The sequence below is a fragment of the Pseudomonas sp. ASL7 genome (genome assembly GCF_056680375.1).
Map to the genome: position 1 here is coordinate 1434747 of NZ_CM155279.1, position 15584 is coordinate 1450330.

Genomic DNA, 15584 nt, shown 5'->3' on the forward strand with positions numbered 1-15584 from the left:
GGGAGCCCCTGATGTCCACCAGACCCGCCAGCCATGCCTTGCGCCTGCCTTCCATCGACAGTTTGTTGCGTCATCCGGCGTGCCAGCCGCTGGCCGAGCGCTATGGGCGTGACGCGCTGTTGGCCAGCTTGCGGCAATTGCTCGACGACCTGCGCGAGCCGGTGCTGAGCGGCCAACTCGGTGCCGTAGAAATCATCCCGCCAGTATTGGCCGGCAGGGCGGGCGAGCGTCTGGCTGTCCAGCATCGCAGTCATGTGCGCCGTGTGTTCAACCTGACCGGTACCGTGCTGCACACTAATCTGGGGCGCGCGTTATTGCCCGAGGAAGCCATCGATGCGGTGCAAATGGCCGCCCGTTATCCACTCAATCTGGAATTCGACCTGCACAGCGGCAAGCGTGGCGACCGTGATGATTTGATCGAAGGCCTGATCCGCGAACTTACTGGCGCCGAAGCCGTGACCGTGGTCAACAACAACGCCGCCGCCGTGTTGCTGACGCTCAACAGCCTGGGCGCGCGCAAGGAAGGCATTATTTCCCGAGGGGAACTGATCGAGATCGGCGGCGCCTTCCGCATTCCCGACATCATGGCCCGCGCCGGGGTGAAACTTCACGAAGTCGGCACCACTAACCGCACACACGCCAAGGACTACGAAGCGGCCATCGGCCCGCGCAGTGGCCTGGTCATGCGTGTACACGCGAGTAACTACGAGATTCAGGGGTTCACCACCCGTGTGCCCACCGCTGAATTGGCAGCGCTGGCGCATCAGCACGGTTTGCCGTTGCTCGAAGACCTCGGCAGCGGCAGCCTGCTGGACCTCACGCGCTGGGGCTTGCCTGCCGAGCCGACGGTACGTCAGGCGTTGCTCGATGGCGCGGACATCGTCACCTTCAGCGGCGACAAGTTGCTCGGCGGTCCGCAGGCCGGGTTGATTGTCGGCCGCAAGGACTTGATCGCCCGGATCAAGAAGAACCCGCTCAAGCGCGCGCTGCGGGTCGACAAGCTGACCCTGGCCGCGCTTGAAGCGGTGTTGGGCTTGTATCGCAATCCGGATCGACTGGCCGAAAGGCTGCCGAGCCTGCGACTGCTCACGCGCGCGCAAGCCGACATTCTCGCTCAAGCCAAACGCCTGCAACCGTCATTGGCGAAGGTGTTGGGCGAAGGCTGGGACGTCGCCGCCGTCCCGGCTCTGGGCATGATCGGCAGCGGCAGCCAACCGGTGGCACGCTTGCCCAGTGCCGCGCTGTGCCTGCGACCGCACACCTCCAAACGTCTGCGCGGGCGACGATTACAGGGGTTGGAAGCAGGATTTCGGGCCTTGCCGATTCCGGTGCTCGGGCGCATCGATGACGACGCCTTGTGGCTGGACCTTCGGCAACTGGATGACGAAGCCACATGGCTGGCGCAACTCGATCAATTGCAGACGCAGGACCGCGAAGCGTGATCGTCGGCACGGCGGGGCACATCGACCACGGCAAAACCGCGTTGCTCCAGGCATTGACCGGGCAGGCGGGGGATCGGCGCCGGGAAGAGCGTGAACGCGGCATGACCATCGACCTTGGTTACCTCTATACGGCGCTGGAGCCGGGTGCGGCCCTGACCGGTTTTATCGACGTGCCCGGTCATGAACGTTTCACCCACAACATGCTGGCGGGGGCTCAGGGCATTGATCTGGTGTTGCTGGTGGTGGCGGCGGATGACGGCGTCATGCCGCAAACCCGCGAGCACCTGGCCATTGTCGAACTGCTGGGCATTCCTGGGGCGCTGGTCGCGATCACCAAATGCGACCGGGTTGATCTCGCCCGAGTGCACGCCGTGCGCCAGCAAATAGAGGCCTTGCTGGCGCCGGGACCGTTTGCCGGCGCACCGCAAATTGCGCTGTCGAGTGTGACTGGCGAGGGTATCGAAATTTTGCGGAAGGCTTTGCTGGATGCACAAAAAGAGGTCCTTCAACGCAGCTCGAGTGGAGGCTTTCGCCTGTCGATTGACCGCGCCTTCAGTGTAGCCGGCGCTGGTGTCGTGGTGACCGGCACTGCGCTGTCAGGACAAGTGGCCGTGGGCGATACGCTGCTGCTCGGTCCGCAAGGCAAACCCGTGCGCGTGCGCGGTCTGCATGCGCAAAACCAACCCGCAGAAGGTGCGGTAGCCGGCCAGCGCGTTGCGTTGAACCTGAGTGCCGAGCGCCTGGCGCTTGAACAGATTCACCGGGGGCACTGGTTGCTGGCCGACTGGCTGTTCGCACCCACCCAGCGTCTGGATATCGAGATGCAGCTGCTGGCCTGCGAACCTCGCGTCTTCGAGCACTTTCAATCCGTGCATGTTCATTTGGCAACTCAGGACGTCACGGGGCGGGTGGCGTTGCTGGAGGGTTCCAGCCTCGCGCCGGGTGAGCGGATGTGCGCGCAACTGCTGCTCAATGCACCGGTGCAGGCTGTGAAGGGCGATCGATTGATCCTGCGCGATCAGAGTGCCCAGCGCACTCTTGGTGGTGGACGGGTACTTGACCCCTTCGCGCCGAGCCGACAACGCCGAAGTCCCGAGCGATTGGCGCAGCTGCAGGCTTTGATCTCAACGGATACGCTGGAAGCCGCATTGCCCGCGCTGTTGGCCAGCAGCGACACGGGACTGGATCCGCAGCAGCTGGAGCGCCAGTTCAACCGTCTGCGCACGACGTGGGTGCTACCGCCTGACGTCCGCCTGATCGACACCCGCCAAGGTCAGCGGTTGTTCAGTGCATCTCGTTGGGAAGCCCTGAAAGCGCCGTTACTGGAACATCTCGCACGCTTTCATCAACTGGAACCGGATCAAATGGGCCCGGACCGCGATCGCTTGCGTCGATTCACCGGCACCGCACTGGCTCGCCCGACCTTTATCAGCCTGCTCGACGAATTGCTGACCAGCGGCGCCATAGCGGCCAGCGGTCCATGGCTGCACTTGCCCGGTCATCAGGTGCATTTGAGCGCTGAGGACGAAGCCCTGTGGCAACAATTGCAGCCGCTGTTCGAAGCGGCCGGTTTCGACCCACCGTGGGTGCGCGACCTGGGGCATGATGAGGCGACGGTGCGCTTGTTGCTGCGCAAAATGGCGAGGTCAGGACAGGTGCATCAAGTCGTGCGTGACCTGTTCTACACCGAAACGGTGATTAGGCGATTGGCGGCTATGCTGTTGCAACTGGCCGCCGAAAACCCGGTGATTCAGGTGTCGGCGTTTCGTGATGCGGTGGGGTTGGGGCGTAAGCGTAGTATTCAGATTCTCGAGTACTTCGACCGGATTGGCCTGACTCGACGCTTGGGTGATCAGCGTCATATCCGTTTCGACAATGCCTTGGCCCAGGTAAACGGGTTCTGATTTCAAGGAAGGCAATCGCGCCCGGTGGCGCGGCCGGGCTTCAAACCCGGTTGGGGACGGCATCCGTTCCTGGGCAGGTTCGACTCCGGCTGCCTTCCGCCATTTACTGCTTTTTGTTTGTGGGCTGTTGGTTTGGGTGTATATCCGGTTTTTTGGGTGCGGCGGCTATTGGTGCTGGAAAACGAGCACCGTCTATGACGAAAAGGCTTACTTGCAGGCTTTAACGCGTCGCGGATCAACGTTGATAGAGGCGCCGATGGAGGTGGCCACAGGTTGACGGAGAGGCTCAGGGCGTGAGGGGGCGGTGCATCGAGATCAAAAGCTGAAGGCGAGCTAACGCTCGGCCTGATGAGTGGTGAGAAGCGGATGTACACCAATCTGCTTTTATGTGGGAGCGAGCCTGCTCGCGATGGACGTGAACGATAACGCGTGCTGTCTGGAAAAATGCGTTGCCTTCGAATTCATCGCGAGCAGGCTCTCTCCTACAGGGGAATGCGTACGCTCTGTAGGCGCTGCCGAAGGCTGCGATCTTTTGATCTGCCTGCCCCTTTCCCAGAGGCCGAACGCAGGCGTTGCGCAGGGGGCACCGCGGCAAGGATGCCGCGGTAGCCGCCCCCGGTGCAATGCCTGCGTTATGGCATGCCGAGCCTAAGCGAGGCACCGAATGGAGGGGCAAATCCTTTTTGGCGTTTGAAAAAGGGACGCGCTGTAAAAGCGAAACCACCAGCCGCCGCTACCCAAAAAACGGATATGCCCCCCATCTAATCCCAAAAAACATCTCTATCACGGCTGACTCTTGGGAAAAATCAGAATCTCCAACTTACCGCGTACGAAGCGCTGCCCATCCACCGGCAATAGTTCGACCTCTTCAATTTCCTGGACACTGTTGACCCGCATGACCACACCCACCGGACCTTTTTTACGGGCCTCGGTCATCCATTGCACGACGTTGTCCTTGGTGATGATCCGCGGAGCCATGGCCGGATCTTCCAGGCCATATTTCAGCTCTCCGACAGTATTGAAAAGGAAGATCTCCGGCCGTTTCACCCGCCAGGACAGCGCAGACGCGGCACCGAGATCGTTGCTGAGCAACGAGGTGGTATTGTTTAACGCGTCCAGATGCTCGGCAATAAACTGATCCGGCATCTTGCTCTCGACGATCTGTGCAGGCATGGCTGCCGGCAACAACGCTACCAGCATCCCGATGCCGATGGCCGGCGCGGCCCAGAACCGTAGTGGACGCAAGACTTGCAGGGCATTGGTGATAATCCAGCTGACCAAAACGATATACACCAGCGACAAGGCGAACGTGTCGGTGTTTTCGTAGATCTCTTTGGTGGCTTGTAAAAAGATCAGGGCGATCAGGGCAATGGTGGCCAGGGTTGTGTTGACCACGCCATTGATGCGAATCGCTCGCCCTTGCTGCTGATTCAGCAGGTCTATTACCGCGTGCCCCATCAGTAAGGCCAGCGGAAACAGGCACGGCATGATGTAAGTCGGCAGTTTGCCGCTGCTCATGCTGAAGAACGCCAACGGTAGCAGCACCCCCATCAACAAAAATGCAATTTCGGGCTGGCGCTTTTGCTTCCAGGCTTTAATGAAGGTTACCGGCAACAACGCCGCCCACGGCAAGCTCGACGCGACCAGCAACGGCAGGTAAAACCACCACGGCCGCGCGTGTTGCGCATTTTCGGCGGCGAAACGGCGAATGTGTTCGTTCCAGAAGAAGAAGTTCCAGAAGTCCGGTTCTTGATGGTGAATGGCAAGTGCCCACGGCAGGCAGACCAGCGTCGCAACCAGCACCGTCAACATCCCGTAACGCACCAGTTCGAGAAAGCGGCGTTGCCAGAGCATGTAGGGCAGGGCGACCAATACCGGCAATAACCCGGCGAGAAAGCCTTTGGTCATGAACCCCATGCCACAGGAAAAGCCCAACAGCGCCCATGCGGCTGTTTTGCTGCGAGATGATTGACCCTCGATGGCAAACCACAACGCGACCAGGCTCAGGTTGGCCCATAACGTGAATTGCGGGTCCAGGTTGGCATAGCCCGCCTGACCGGCAATCAACCCGAAACTCATGTAGAACAACGCACAGACCGCGCTTTTGCGCGGATCGTTCCAGATACGACCGGCCAACAGGTATGCCAGCCAGACACTCAGCCCGGTGCTTATCGCCGATGCAATTCGTACCCCGAACAGATTGTCGCCAAACACGGCCTGACCGATAGCGATCATCCAGTACCCGGCAATGGGCTTCTCGAAGTAGCGAATACCCATGAAGTGCGGGGCGATCCAGTCACCGGTCAGGCGCATTTCCTGGCTGATCTGGCCATAGCGGGTTTCGTCAGGAATCCACAGGCCATGGAACATCAGCGGCAGCAGATAAAAAGCGACAAAGGCCAACAGCAGGCCCGGCACGAGCCAGCGGTCGATGAGTGACGGTGTGTGAGACGCAGGACGGGATAAATCATCCGCAGGGTTACGCAACGGCTTATGGGACGTCATTGTAGGGCCTTGGTGCAAGAGAAATTGCTCTAGATTACTTGATTTTGCTTTCGCTGTTTAACAGGGTAGGCCATCCGTCGGTATTCACAATACCGAGAACTTGAAGTTCTCCTTTGGCATCAATACTGACGAATAACGAACTTACATACTGACTCTTCTGCGCATGCCGAAAACCGGTCTCGACTTCGAAGTCCTTGATGCAGCCACTGTGGGTGACGAGCAGCAGATTGCGATGGGCTTGTTTGTGCGCCAGCACTTCGTCGCGCAGGCCGTGGCCACACGTGGCGAGCCACTCCTGGGCGACCGCATCGTGGCCGAACATGTAGCGCGAAGTTTGTGCCGTGCGCGTGATCGGGCTGCTCAACACGTCAGTCTGTTCCATGCCCATTTGCTCAAAGCCGCGACCCAGCGCTGCCGCCGCTTCGCTGCCGGCACGGGTAATGCCATCGGGAGGCCCCAGACACGGGTTGCTGGACCGGTCGCAACGCTCGGCATGCCGAATAAGCACTACGACTTCACCGGCGTGCCAGCGCTGCATCAATTGAGCGATATCCTTGGTGCTTGAATGTCCCAGATTGGTGGGCGATCTCTGCAGCCAGAAATAACCTGTTACTAAAATAACGATCGCCAGGGTAGCGATAAAAAACACCAATTTTTTTAATCGGGAGTTCATGTCTTTATCTGAAGTAGTGAGCGTGCGGGCAAATTAAGATCAGAAGGGTAGCCGAGGGGTGAAACGAATGTGAAAAAATTGCTAAGAAAGTACAAAGCGCCTATTTAGTTGGTTTTTGATAATCCTTATCCTTTGCAGGCGGCCGGTGTGTGTTCAACGGTGACACGATCCACCGTTGAACAGAGGATGGATTGATCAGGACGACGGACACCCTCTTTGTGTCCCGCTGGTTGCCTGGCTGATCAACACGGCCAGACGTTTGACATTGTTCTGCTGAGCCGCCACCAGCTCATTGATGGAAGGGCCTGAAGGCGTCTGCAACGTACTACGGCAAGTCACCAGAGTGCCGTCGCCTTCACCGGCGTTGCGCAGACGCCATTTGACGTCGATCAATCCGTATTGGCCGGGAATCGAATCAAAGCGCAGCACCTCCACCCGTACCGACACTTTACGTTGCGGATGGCTGTTGACCAGTTGGTCCTCCAGGGCGCTATGCAATTCTTCCACCAGACTGGCGCTCCACCACTCAGTGTCAAGGATAGCGATGCCGGTATTGCTCTGTCGAACCACAATCTGCGGACGATCGACCTGAGGCGGAACCGTAAGGCTTTCGATCTGGATATCCGCAGTGGTCCTTGAGCCGCTGCTCGATAGAGCCGGGGTCAACGTATGGAACTCAATCGGAGCACTGCGGCAAGCGGCGAGCAACGACAACGCTGCGACTAACATAATCTTCAGCGAAAAAGCCATGGGTGATGCTCCTGTGGTCATTTGCTCGGTGGTCCTTGCATATCAATTGGCGCGGCATTGTCCGGGCGGCCGCGAATCAGCGATTCCGGATGCCGTCCCAGGTAATTCGCGAGGTCGCGCAAGGAGCGCGAGGTGCGTCCGAGCTCATACAGGGTCTGGGACAACTGTTCCTGTTGCGGCGAGCCTTCGGTCAGCGTCGAGTTGGCCGATTCCAAGGTCTTGCTGGCGTTCGCCAGGGTGGTTTGCACGCCCGGGAGGGTCTTGGAGTTGAATTGCGCCAGGCCTTTGCGCAGTTCAATGAGGTTGCTATCAAGATTGCCGGCAATCCGCTCGATGGGCAGCTGGTTGATCTTGTTGACCATCGCTTCGAGTTTTTCCTGCAATTGTTCCAGGCTGCTGGGTATGGTCGGAATGCTGACTGGGCGTGCGGTCTGATCGAACACGACTTTTTCGGCTTTAGGGTAAAAATCGAGGGCGATATAGAGTTGCCCGGTCAACAGATTGCCGTTACGAGCCTGGGCTCGCAGACCACCTTCAATGAAAGAGCCAATTATCGCTACGGCAGCGGCTTCGTCATTCGGATCATGATTCAATGCCTTGATCATTTGGGTGTGGGCTTTGCCGAGTCGTTGCGGGTAAATGACAATGCCGACAATGACCGGGAAAGTGCGTTTTTTCGCGTCGAAGTCCAGATTGACCGAGACGACTTTGCCAAGCTCAATGCCGAGGAATTCCACTGGAGCCCCAACCTTGAGCCCGCGCAGGGCCTGGTCGAAACGCAGTGTCAGGTACTGTCCCTTTCCATTGGGCGGGGCGAGGGCGGTTTGCTGATCGTCGAACAATTCATAGGCATATTCCGCCGCGGCCGGCTTATCATCGGGGCTGTATTCTGGTGCGCGAAACGCGATGCCGCCGACCAGCAGCGAGGACAACGATTCAGTCTTCAGCGCAAAGCCGTCGGCACCGACGCTCACATCGATACCACTGGCATTCCAGAAGCGGGTATTTTCGGTGACGTAGGCGTCATTGGGTGCGTGGACAAACACTTCGACGTTCACCCCCTTGCCATCCGGGTTCAGGGCATAGGCGACCACTTGACCGACCGGAATCTTGCGGTAGTAAACCGGGGATCCGATGTCCAGCGAGCCAAGGTCCTGGGTGAACAGCGTGAAGCGCTTGCCCGGCTCACCGTAGGTGATCGGGGGTGGGTTTTCCAGGCCTGTGAATGTTTTTGCACGAGCGTTGCCCTGGCCGATATCAGCGCCAATGTAGTCACCGGAGAGCAGGGTATCGATGCCCGACACGCCGCCAGCACCGATGCGAGGACGCACGACCCAGAACTGCGAGTCTTGTCGGGTAAAACCTTCCGCCTGCTTGGCCAATTTGATCGTGGCATTGACGCTCTTCTGGTCACCGCTCAACTCCACGTCCGAGACTTGACCGATCACCACGTTGCGATACTTCACTTCAGTTTTATTGGCGGTCAGGCCTGCACCGGTCTTGAAGTTGACAGTGATCGTCGGGCCTTCCTGCAAGATGCTGTGAACCACCAGGGAAATGCCGACCAAAACGGCAACGATGGGCACGATCCATACCAGCGAAATGCTGAAACGACGGGTCTTGATTGGGGCCTGGCCGGGAGGCTGTGGCCCATCAGTGGCTTGCGACTTCATCCATGGACTCCTCGTTTAGTGGTCTTTTTGGCTCTGGGTGCGGTGCTTTATCTGGCCCTTTATCAGGCCCTCTATCCCGCTCTCTATCCCGCTCTCTATCCCAAATCAGACGCGGATCGAAACTCATCGCCGACAGCATGGTGAACACGACCACAAGGCCAAAAAACAGAATGCCGGGGCGTGGCTCGATATCCGCCAGGGCCTGAAACTTCACCAGCGAGGCCACCAGGGCCACCACAATGACGTCGAGCATTGACCAATAGCCAATGACCTCGACGAAACGGTATAACTTCGACCGTTCCTTGCGTGCCCACAGGCTGTCGCGTTGCACCGTGACCAGCAACAGCGTCAGGGCGACGAACTTGATGCCTGGCACCGCGATGCTGGCGATGAAAATGATCAGGGCAATGTCCCAGGCACCTGCCTCCCAGAACTCCAGGACGCCGCTCATGATGGTGCTGTCCGCGCCATGGCCGACCATCTTGGTGTTCATCACCGGCAACAGATTGGCCGGGATATAAAACACCAGGGCGGTGAACAGGAAGGCCCAGGTACGGGTCAGCGAATTGGTTTTGCGCCGATGCAGCGGTGCGCCGCAGCGCTCGCATTCGTGAGGATCAAGGGTCATGTCACAGGCCAGGCCGCAGCTGTGACACAGGCACAGGTTGAGTTCGCTGGCGACCGGAGGCGTTGTCATAGGATCTCCCACAGGTCACGGATATCGTGCCCGGCGATGCGGATCATCATCAGGCTGAGAATGGCCAGGGCAAACAGGCCGATGCCGGGCAGCACATCCAGCAATCCTGCGAGTTTGATCACCGCGACCATCGCCCCCAGCAAACAGACTTCCAGCATGCTCCAGGGCCTGAGGGTCTCCAGCCAGCGCATGCAGAATTTAAAACCGGGCGAGCGTCGGGAGGCGAGGGCGAAACTCAGGACCCAGATCAGCAGCAACAGCTGGAAAATCGGCGCGATGATCATCGCGATCGCCGCCACCATTGCGATAAAAGTGATCGGCCCCAGGCTCAGGGCCAGCACCGAGTCCCACAGCGTGGCGCTGTTCTTCAGGCCTTTGAGGCTGATGCTCATGACCGGATAGAAATTGGCGAAAATCCACACCATCAACGCAGTGAAGGTCAATGCCAGACGCTGTTCCACGGTCAGGCCGTTATAGCGCTGAAGCACGCCGCCGCAGCGCGTACACAGGGTTTTCTGATGTTTGGCGAGCGTGACTTTTTCGTATACGCAGTCACAGTGCTCGCAGATGATCAGTGGGTCAGTCTTCGCCATTGGCCGCGCTCAATAGGAGGCATAAAAGTCAGAGCACCCCCTCAATATAGAAGTGACTCGCAATTGAGCAAATTAAAAAGGCAGATCAACAGGACTGGCAGGGCGAATGCTCTCGTTGTAGGAGCGAGCTTGCTCGCGAAGGACTTCAAAGCAACGCGTTCATTCAGGACGAACGCGTAATCGTTAACGTCCTTCGCGAGCGAGCTCGCTCCTACAGGGGGAATGGCGATTGGTCGTTAGCCGAGCAGTTCGCGCAGGCGATACCAGAACATGCCGAGAGCCAGCAGGGGAGAACGCAACATCGGTCCGCCGGGAAAGGTCATGTGCGGTACCGCGCTGAAGGCATCGAAACCTTGGCTGTGGCCGGTATGGATCACCTCGCCCAGCAGTTTTGCGCACCAATGGGTCACGTTCAGCCCATGCCCGGAGTAACCCTGGGCGTAGAAGACATTTGGATGTTCGCTCAAGCGCCCAACCTGTGGAAAGCGATTGGCGGAGATGCCAATCTTGCCGCCCCATTGATAGTCGATGCGCACGTGCGCCAATTGCGGAAAAACCTTGAGCATTTGCGGGCGCATGTAGGCCGTGATGTCCGCCGGATCGCGCCCTGAATAATGGCAGGCGCCGCCGAACAGCAAGCGCCGGTCTGCCGAGAGACGGTAGTAATCCAGGCCGACTTTCTGGTCGCAGAGCGCCAGGTTTTGCGGGATCAGTCGGCTGGCCACCTCTGCCGTCAAAGGCTCGGTGGCAATGATGTAGCTGCCCGCCGGGAGCACTTTGCCGCTCAATTTCGGTTCGAGCTTGTCCAGGTGCGCGTTGCAGGCCAGCACCAGACTGCCGGCGCGCACCGTGCCGCCGGCACAGCGAATCTGCACGGTACTGCCATGGAGCAGTTCCAATACCGGGCTCTGCTCGAAGATCTGCACGCCGAGGGATTGCGCCAACCGCGCTTCACCCAGGACCAGGTTGAGGGGGTGCAAATGACCGGAGCCCATGTCGATCAGGCCACCGGCGTAGACGCCAGAATCCACCACCTGCTGACGGATCTGTCCGGGGCCGACAAGTCGGGTTTCATGGGCATAACCCGACTCACCGAGATGTTCGTGCTCAGCCTTTAGCGCCGTGAACTGCGCAGAGGTGTTGGCCAGTTCGCAGAAGCCCCATCGCAGGTCGCAATCGATCTCGTGTTCGCGAACGCGATTGGCTACCACTTGCACCGATTCGATGCCGGCGCGCTCCAGATACCGCACGCCGTCCTGACCGACATGGCGGGCGAAACCTGCGATGTCATGGCCAATGCCTCGGATCAACTGCCCGCCGTTGCGCCCGCTGGCGCCCCAGCCAACGCGTCGCGCTTCCAGGACAATCACCGAAAGCCCGCGTTGCGCCAGTTCGATCGCCGTGTTGATGCCGGTAAATCCTGCGCCGATCACGCACACATCGGCGAACAGATCCTCGGCCAGCGTGGGGTAAGGGGCCACGCTTTTGGCCGTCGCCGCGTAATAGGAATGTGCATGTTCGTTATTCATTTGTTGGACTTCACTTTGCTCCAGGAACGGGTCATCAAACGCATGATCGCCTGGGGCGGGGTGGTCGAAATGTAGAGCTTGTCGAGGACTGCCTGCGACGGATAGACCTCTGGATTGCTCACCAACTCAGGGTCCATGTATTGCTTGGCCGCCGGGTTCGGGTTGGCGTAACCGACCGAGGCGCTGACCTTGGCAATCACTTGTGGGTCCAGCAGGTAGTTGACGAAAGCATGCGCTTCTTTCGGGTTGGCGGCGTCAGCGGGAATGGCCAGCAGGTCAAACCACAAGTTACTGCCTTCCTTGGGAATCGCGTAGGCAATGTTCACGCCGTTCTTCGCTTCCTTGGCCCGGTTGGCGGCCTGGAACACGTCACCGGAGTAACCGAACGCCACGCAAATGTCGCCGTTCGCAAGGTCGGACACGTACTTCGAGGAATGGAAGTAGGTGATGTAGGGCCGGATGCTCATCAGTTTGGCCTCGGCTTTTTTGTAGTCCTCGGGGTTTTCGCTGCGCGGGTCCATGCCCATGTAGTTGAGAATCGCCGGGTACACCTCATCGGCCGAGTCCATCATCGATACGCCGCACTGGCTGAGTTTCTTGATGTTTTCCGGTTCGAATAGCACGGCCCAGGAATCGATGTGGTCAATGCCCAGCACTTGCTTGACCTTGTCGACGTTGTAGCCGATGCCGTTGGTGCCCCACAGATAAGGAACGGAGTGTTCGTTACCCGTATCGTTTTTTTCCAACAACGCCAGCAGCTTGGGGTCGAGGTTTTTGAAGTTGGGCAGCTGCGAACGATCCAGTTTGAGGAACGCACCGGCCTTCACCTGGCGAGCGAGGAAGTGGTTCGACGGCACCACCACGTCATACCCGGTGCGACCAGCGAGCAGTTTGCCTTCCAGGGTTTCGTTGGAGTCGAAGACGTCGTAGATCACCTTGATCCCGGTTTTTGCCTGGAAGTCGACGAGGGTGGTCTCGCCTATGTAATCGGTCCAGTTGTAGACGCTGACTGTGGGCTGAGCGTGTGCAACGGCGCTGAACAACATCGCCAGCGCGACCGGGACCACGGATTTCAATAGACGCATTTCGACACCTCTTGGAATTATTGGATTTTCAGGCGTTTCTTTGGTGTTCTGGCGGCCGTCTTCGCGAGCAGGCTCGCTCCCACATTTGGAATGGGGTCTCCTGTGGGAGCGAGCCTGCTCGCGAAGAGGCCTTTACGGACAGCTAAGGGGTTAAACGCTCAGCAGCAGGAACTCGCGCTCCCAGGAACTGATGACGCGCTTGAAGTTCTCGTGTTCGGCGCGTTTGACCGCGACGTAACCGCGGACAAACTTACTGCCCAGATAACGCTCGATGGTTTCGCATTCCTCCATCTGCGTCAGCGCGTCCTCGATGGTGATTGGCAATCGCAGGTTGCGGCGTTCATAAGCCCGGCCCTGTACCGCAGCGCTCGGCTCGATGCGCTCGACCATGCCGAGGTAGCCGCACAACAGGCTCGCGGCGATGGCCAGGTACGGATTGGCATCGGCACCCGGCAAGCGGTTTTCGACGCGCATCGCGTCCGGACTGGAGGTCGGTACGCGCAGGCCGACGGTGCGGTTTTCTTCGCCCCATTCGACGTTCACCGGTGCCGAGGTGTCCGGCAAGAAACGGCGGAACGAGTTGACGTTGGGCGCAAACATCGGCAGCACTTTGGGGATGTATTTTTGCAGGCCGCCAATGTGATGCAGGAACAACTCGCTCATCTGCCCGTCGCCATCGGCGAAGATCGGCTGACCGGTAGCGATGTCGACCACGCTCTGGTGGATATGCATCGCGCTGCCAGGCTCATCACCAATCGGCTTGGCCATGAAGGTGGCGGTCACGTTATGTTTGAGCGCCGCTTCTCGCAGGGTGCGCTTGAACACGGTGATCTGGTCCGCCAGGTCCAGCGCGTCGCCGTGGCGGAAGTTGATTTCCATCTGCGCCGGGCCGTCTTCGTGGATCAGCGTATCGAGGTCCAGGCCCTGGAGTTCGCACCAGTCGTAGACGTCTTCGAACAGCGGGTCGAATTCGTTGGCCGCATCGATGGAAAACGACTGACGACCACTTTCCGCGCGGCCTGAACGTCCCAGCGGTGCCTTGAGCGGCAAGTCCGGGTCTTCACAACGCTGAGTCAGGTAAAACTCCATTTCCGGCGCAACAATCGGCCGCCAGCCTTTGTCGGTGTATAGCTGCAAGACTTTCTTGAGCACGTTGCGCGGCGACAGCTCGATGGGATTGCCGAACTTGTCGAACGTATCGTGGATCACAATCGCTGTCGGCTCGATGGCCCATGGAATCACGTAAACCGCATCAGAGACGGGCTTGCAGACCATGTCGATGTCGGCCGGGTCGAGCAGGTCGTAGTAGATGTCGTCGTCGACAAAGTCCCCGGTTACCGTTTGCAACAGCACACTTTCCGGCAGGCGCATGCCTCGCTCATGCAGGAACTTGTTGGTGGGTGCGATTTTGCCGCGTGCAATGCCGGTCAGGTCGCTGACGACGCACTCGACTTCGGTAATCTTGTGATCTTTCAGCCACGTGAGCAGCTGATCGAAAGGGACATTCATAAAGACCTCGTTATTGGTTTTATTTAACGCCAGGGAAGACGGTTTCATCCGCCGGACACTTCCCCTGTGGCGCGTTGACGACTATCTTGGGCGAGCCTTGCAGATCCATCTATCCACTTTCAGCAGCACCAAAACGCACCAAACGAGTGCGTAAGGTCTCCCAATGTCAACGTGCACTGCCTTACACGTCCAAGCCTTCAACACCGCCGATGTCGCCGAGCAAATCCGCGCCACACCGGGTTGGGTGCAGCAGTACCAACAGATGTCACCGGGGCATTTCGCCGGGTTGGTACGCTATCTGGACTTGCAAGGCGTAGAGATTTACGAGGAACACATGAACACCCGGGTCGAGCAAAACTTCAGTGCGCCCGAAGGCTCGCTGGCGTTCTGTTTCGATCGCAGCGACAACGCGCTGTACCTGCTCAATGGTGAAAGCCGCAACATCTGGATCACCCCGGAGAACTACCAGGAAATCGCCGTGGTGTTCGGTCCGGAGTTCGTTCAGCGTCACGGACTGAATGTCGCCAGGCTCGAAGGGTTGTTCATGGCGCCGCTGAATTCGGGGCAAAACGCACTGTTCAGCCGTTGGCTGAGCGGGACCTTGACCCGACTGGCGCAAACGCTCGATCCGCCAAGCAAGGAAGCGCTGACTCAGCAGTTGCTGGAGGACTGCCTGTACCTCCTCGACAACGCATGCGTCTGTCTTGATCGCGGCGGTTTGCAGCGCCGGACCGAAGAACGCGCGGTGATGAAACGCATCGGTGAGTGGGCGGCGGATGCTCCGGAAGACACCTTGAATCTGTTGGAGCTTTCGCAGATCGCCGGGGTTTCGTTGCGTCAGTTGCAGCACGCGTTCAAGGCATACACCGGGATGACTCCGACGCATTGGCTGCGTTTACGCCGCCTCAACAGTGCGCGTCGCGAGTTACTCAGCCGTACGCCGATGGACACCACGGTGGCGGAGGTCGCGATGCGCTGGTCGTTTTGGCACTTGGGGCGGTTTTCCAGCAGTTATCGGGCATTGTTCAACGAACTTCCCAGTGAAACGTTGAAACGGTAGGGGGGGGTGATTGTGTGTATATCCGTTTTTTTGGTAGCGGCGGCTATGGGTTCCGCCCTTACGGCGGGTCACTTTGAAAAGCCTGTGCGGCCCAACCCAAAGTAACCAAACGCTTCTGCCCCTTTCGTTCGGTGCCTCGCTGTGGCTCGGCATGCTCTCGCTCC

General features: G+C 58.9%; 12 protein-coding genes and 1 tRNA gene. 4 read left to right on the forward strand and 9 right to left on the reverse strand.

From position 1 onward, the window contains the following. Window positions 1-11: 11 nt before the first annotated feature. From selA to AC1MDT_RS06570, 3 genes are all read left to right on the forward strand, one after another. Complete coding sequence (selA, locus tag AC1MDT_RS06560; RefSeq protein WP_480421254.1) at window positions 12-1442, forward strand: L-seryl-tRNA(Sec) selenium transferase; 1431 nt, start codon at window positions 12-14, stop codon at window positions 1440-1442. Beyond that, window positions 1439-3346 (forward strand): selenocysteine-specific translation elongation factor, encoded by a 1908-nt coding sequence (gene selB, locus AC1MDT_RS06565; RefSeq protein WP_480421255.1) that lies wholly within the window; start codon window positions 1439-1441, stop codon window positions 3344-3346. The genes selA and selB overlap by 4 nt, the downstream gene beginning before the upstream one ends. 6 nt (window positions 3347-3352) lie before the next feature. Beyond that, a tRNA-Sec gene (locus AC1MDT_RS06570) sits at window positions 3353-3448 on the forward strand. A gap of 681 nt (window positions 3449-4129) precedes the next feature. Here the strand turns inward: AC1MDT_RS06570 and arnT are convergent. The 9 genes from arnT to AC1MDT_RS06615 all read right to left on the reverse strand — a co-directional run bounded on the left by arnT (window position 4130) and on the right by AC1MDT_RS06615 (window position 14360). Further along, window positions 4130-5851, reverse strand: a complete 1722-nt coding sequence (gene arnT / locus AC1MDT_RS06575) for a lipid IV(A) 4-amino-4-deoxy-L-arabinosyltransferase (RefSeq protein WP_480421256.1) — start codon at window positions 5849-5851, stop codon at window positions 4130-4132. Between the two features lie 34 nt (window positions 5852-5885). Beyond that, window positions 5886-6524 (reverse strand): lipopolysaccharide core heptose(II)-phosphate phosphatase PmrG, encoded by a 639-nt coding sequence (gene pmrG, locus AC1MDT_RS06580; RefSeq protein ID WP_480421257.1) that lies wholly within the window; start codon window positions 6522-6524, stop codon window positions 5886-5888. A gap of 195 nt (window positions 6525-6719) precedes the next feature. Beyond that, window positions 6720-7274, reverse strand: a complete 555-nt coding sequence (locus AC1MDT_RS06585; RefSeq protein WP_480421258.1) for a PqiC family protein — start codon at window positions 7272-7274, stop codon at window positions 6720-6722. 17 nt (window positions 7275-7291) lie between these two features. Beyond that, window positions 7292-8947 (reverse strand): PqiB family protein, encoded by a 1656-nt coding sequence (locus AC1MDT_RS06590; protein ID WP_480421259.1) that lies wholly within the window; start codon window positions 8945-8947, stop codon window positions 7292-7294. Further along, window positions 8928-9644 (reverse strand): paraquat-inducible protein A, encoded by a 717-nt coding sequence (locus AC1MDT_RS06595; protein ID WP_480421260.1) that lies wholly within the window; start codon window positions 9642-9644, stop codon window positions 8928-8930. The genes AC1MDT_RS06590 and AC1MDT_RS06595 overlap by 20 nt, the downstream gene beginning before the upstream one ends. Beyond that, window positions 9641-10237, reverse strand: coding sequence for a paraquat-inducible protein A (locus AC1MDT_RS06600; RefSeq protein WP_480421261.1), 597 nt, complete (start codon window positions 10235-10237; stop codon window positions 9641-9643). The genes AC1MDT_RS06595 and AC1MDT_RS06600 overlap by 4 nt, the downstream gene beginning before the upstream one ends. 236 nt (window positions 10238-10473) lie before the next feature. Further along, the gene (locus tag AC1MDT_RS06605) at window positions 10474-11766 is read right to left on the reverse strand and encodes an NAD(P)/FAD-dependent oxidoreductase (RefSeq protein ID WP_480421262.1); all 1293 of its coding nucleotides are present in this window, start codon (window positions 11764-11766) and stop codon (window positions 10474-10476) included. Further along, the gene (locus tag AC1MDT_RS06610; RefSeq protein ID WP_480421263.1) at window positions 11763-12851 is read right to left on the reverse strand and encodes a polyamine ABC transporter substrate-binding protein; all 1089 of its coding nucleotides are present in this window, start codon (window positions 12849-12851) and stop codon (window positions 11763-11765) included. The genes AC1MDT_RS06605 and AC1MDT_RS06610 overlap by 4 nt, the downstream gene beginning before the upstream one ends. A 150-nt stretch (window positions 12852-13001) precedes the next feature. After that, entirely contained in the window at window positions 13002-14360 is a 1359-nt protein-coding gene (locus tag AC1MDT_RS06615) for a glutamine synthetase family protein (protein ID WP_480421264.1), read from the reverse strand. 163 nt (window positions 14361-14523) lie between these two features. Here AC1MDT_RS06615 and AC1MDT_RS06620 point away from each other — a divergent pair, with 163 nt between their 5' ends. Then, window positions 14524-15420 carry a helix-turn-helix domain-containing protein gene (locus AC1MDT_RS06620; RefSeq protein WP_480421265.1) on the forward strand — a complete coding sequence of 299 codons (897 nt, stop codon included), beginning with the start codon at window positions 14524-14526 and terminating at the stop codon, window positions 15418-15420. The last annotated feature ends 164 nt before the right edge of the window (window positions 15421-15584 follow it).

Coding starts and splice junctions, on each gene's coding strand:
- selA (WP_480421254.1), top strand. CDS start 12: ATGTCCACCAGACCCGCCAGCCATGCCTTGCGCCTGCCTTCCATCGAC.
- arnT (WP_480421256.1), bottom strand. CDS start 5,851: ATGACGTCCCATAAGCCGTTGCGTAACCCTGCGGATGATTTATCCCGT.
- pmrG (WP_480421257.1), bottom strand. CDS start 6,524: ATGAACTCCCGATTAAAAAAATTGGTGTTTTTTATCGCTACCCTGGCG.
- AC1MDT_RS06585 (WP_480421258.1), bottom strand. CDS start 7,274: ATGGCTTTTTCGCTGAAGATTATGTTAGTCGCAGCGTTGTCGTTGCTC.
- AC1MDT_RS06590 (WP_480421259.1), bottom strand. CDS start 8,947: ATGAAGTCGCAAGCCACTGATGGGCCACAGCCTCCCGGCCAGGCCCCA.
- AC1MDT_RS06595 (WP_480421260.1), bottom strand. CDS start 9,644: ATGACAACGCCTCCGGTCGCCAGCGAACTCAACCTGTGCCTGTGTCAC.
- AC1MDT_RS06600 (WP_480421261.1), bottom strand. CDS start 10,237: ATGGCGAAGACTGACCCACTGATCATCTGCGAGCACTGTGACTGCGTA.
- AC1MDT_RS06605 (WP_480421262.1), bottom strand. CDS start 11,766: ATGAATAACGAACATGCACATTCCTATTACGCGGCGACGGCCAAAAGC.
- AC1MDT_RS06610 (WP_480421263.1), bottom strand. CDS start 12,851: ATGCGTCTATTGAAATCCGTGGTCCCGGTCGCGCTGGCGATGTTGTTC.
- AC1MDT_RS06615 (WP_480421264.1), bottom strand. CDS start 14,360: ATGAATGTCCCTTTCGATCAGCTGCTCACGTGGCTGAAAGATCACAAG.
- AC1MDT_RS06620 (WP_480421265.1), top strand. CDS start 14,524: ATGTCAACGTGCACTGCCTTACACGTCCAAGCCTTCAACACCGCCGAT.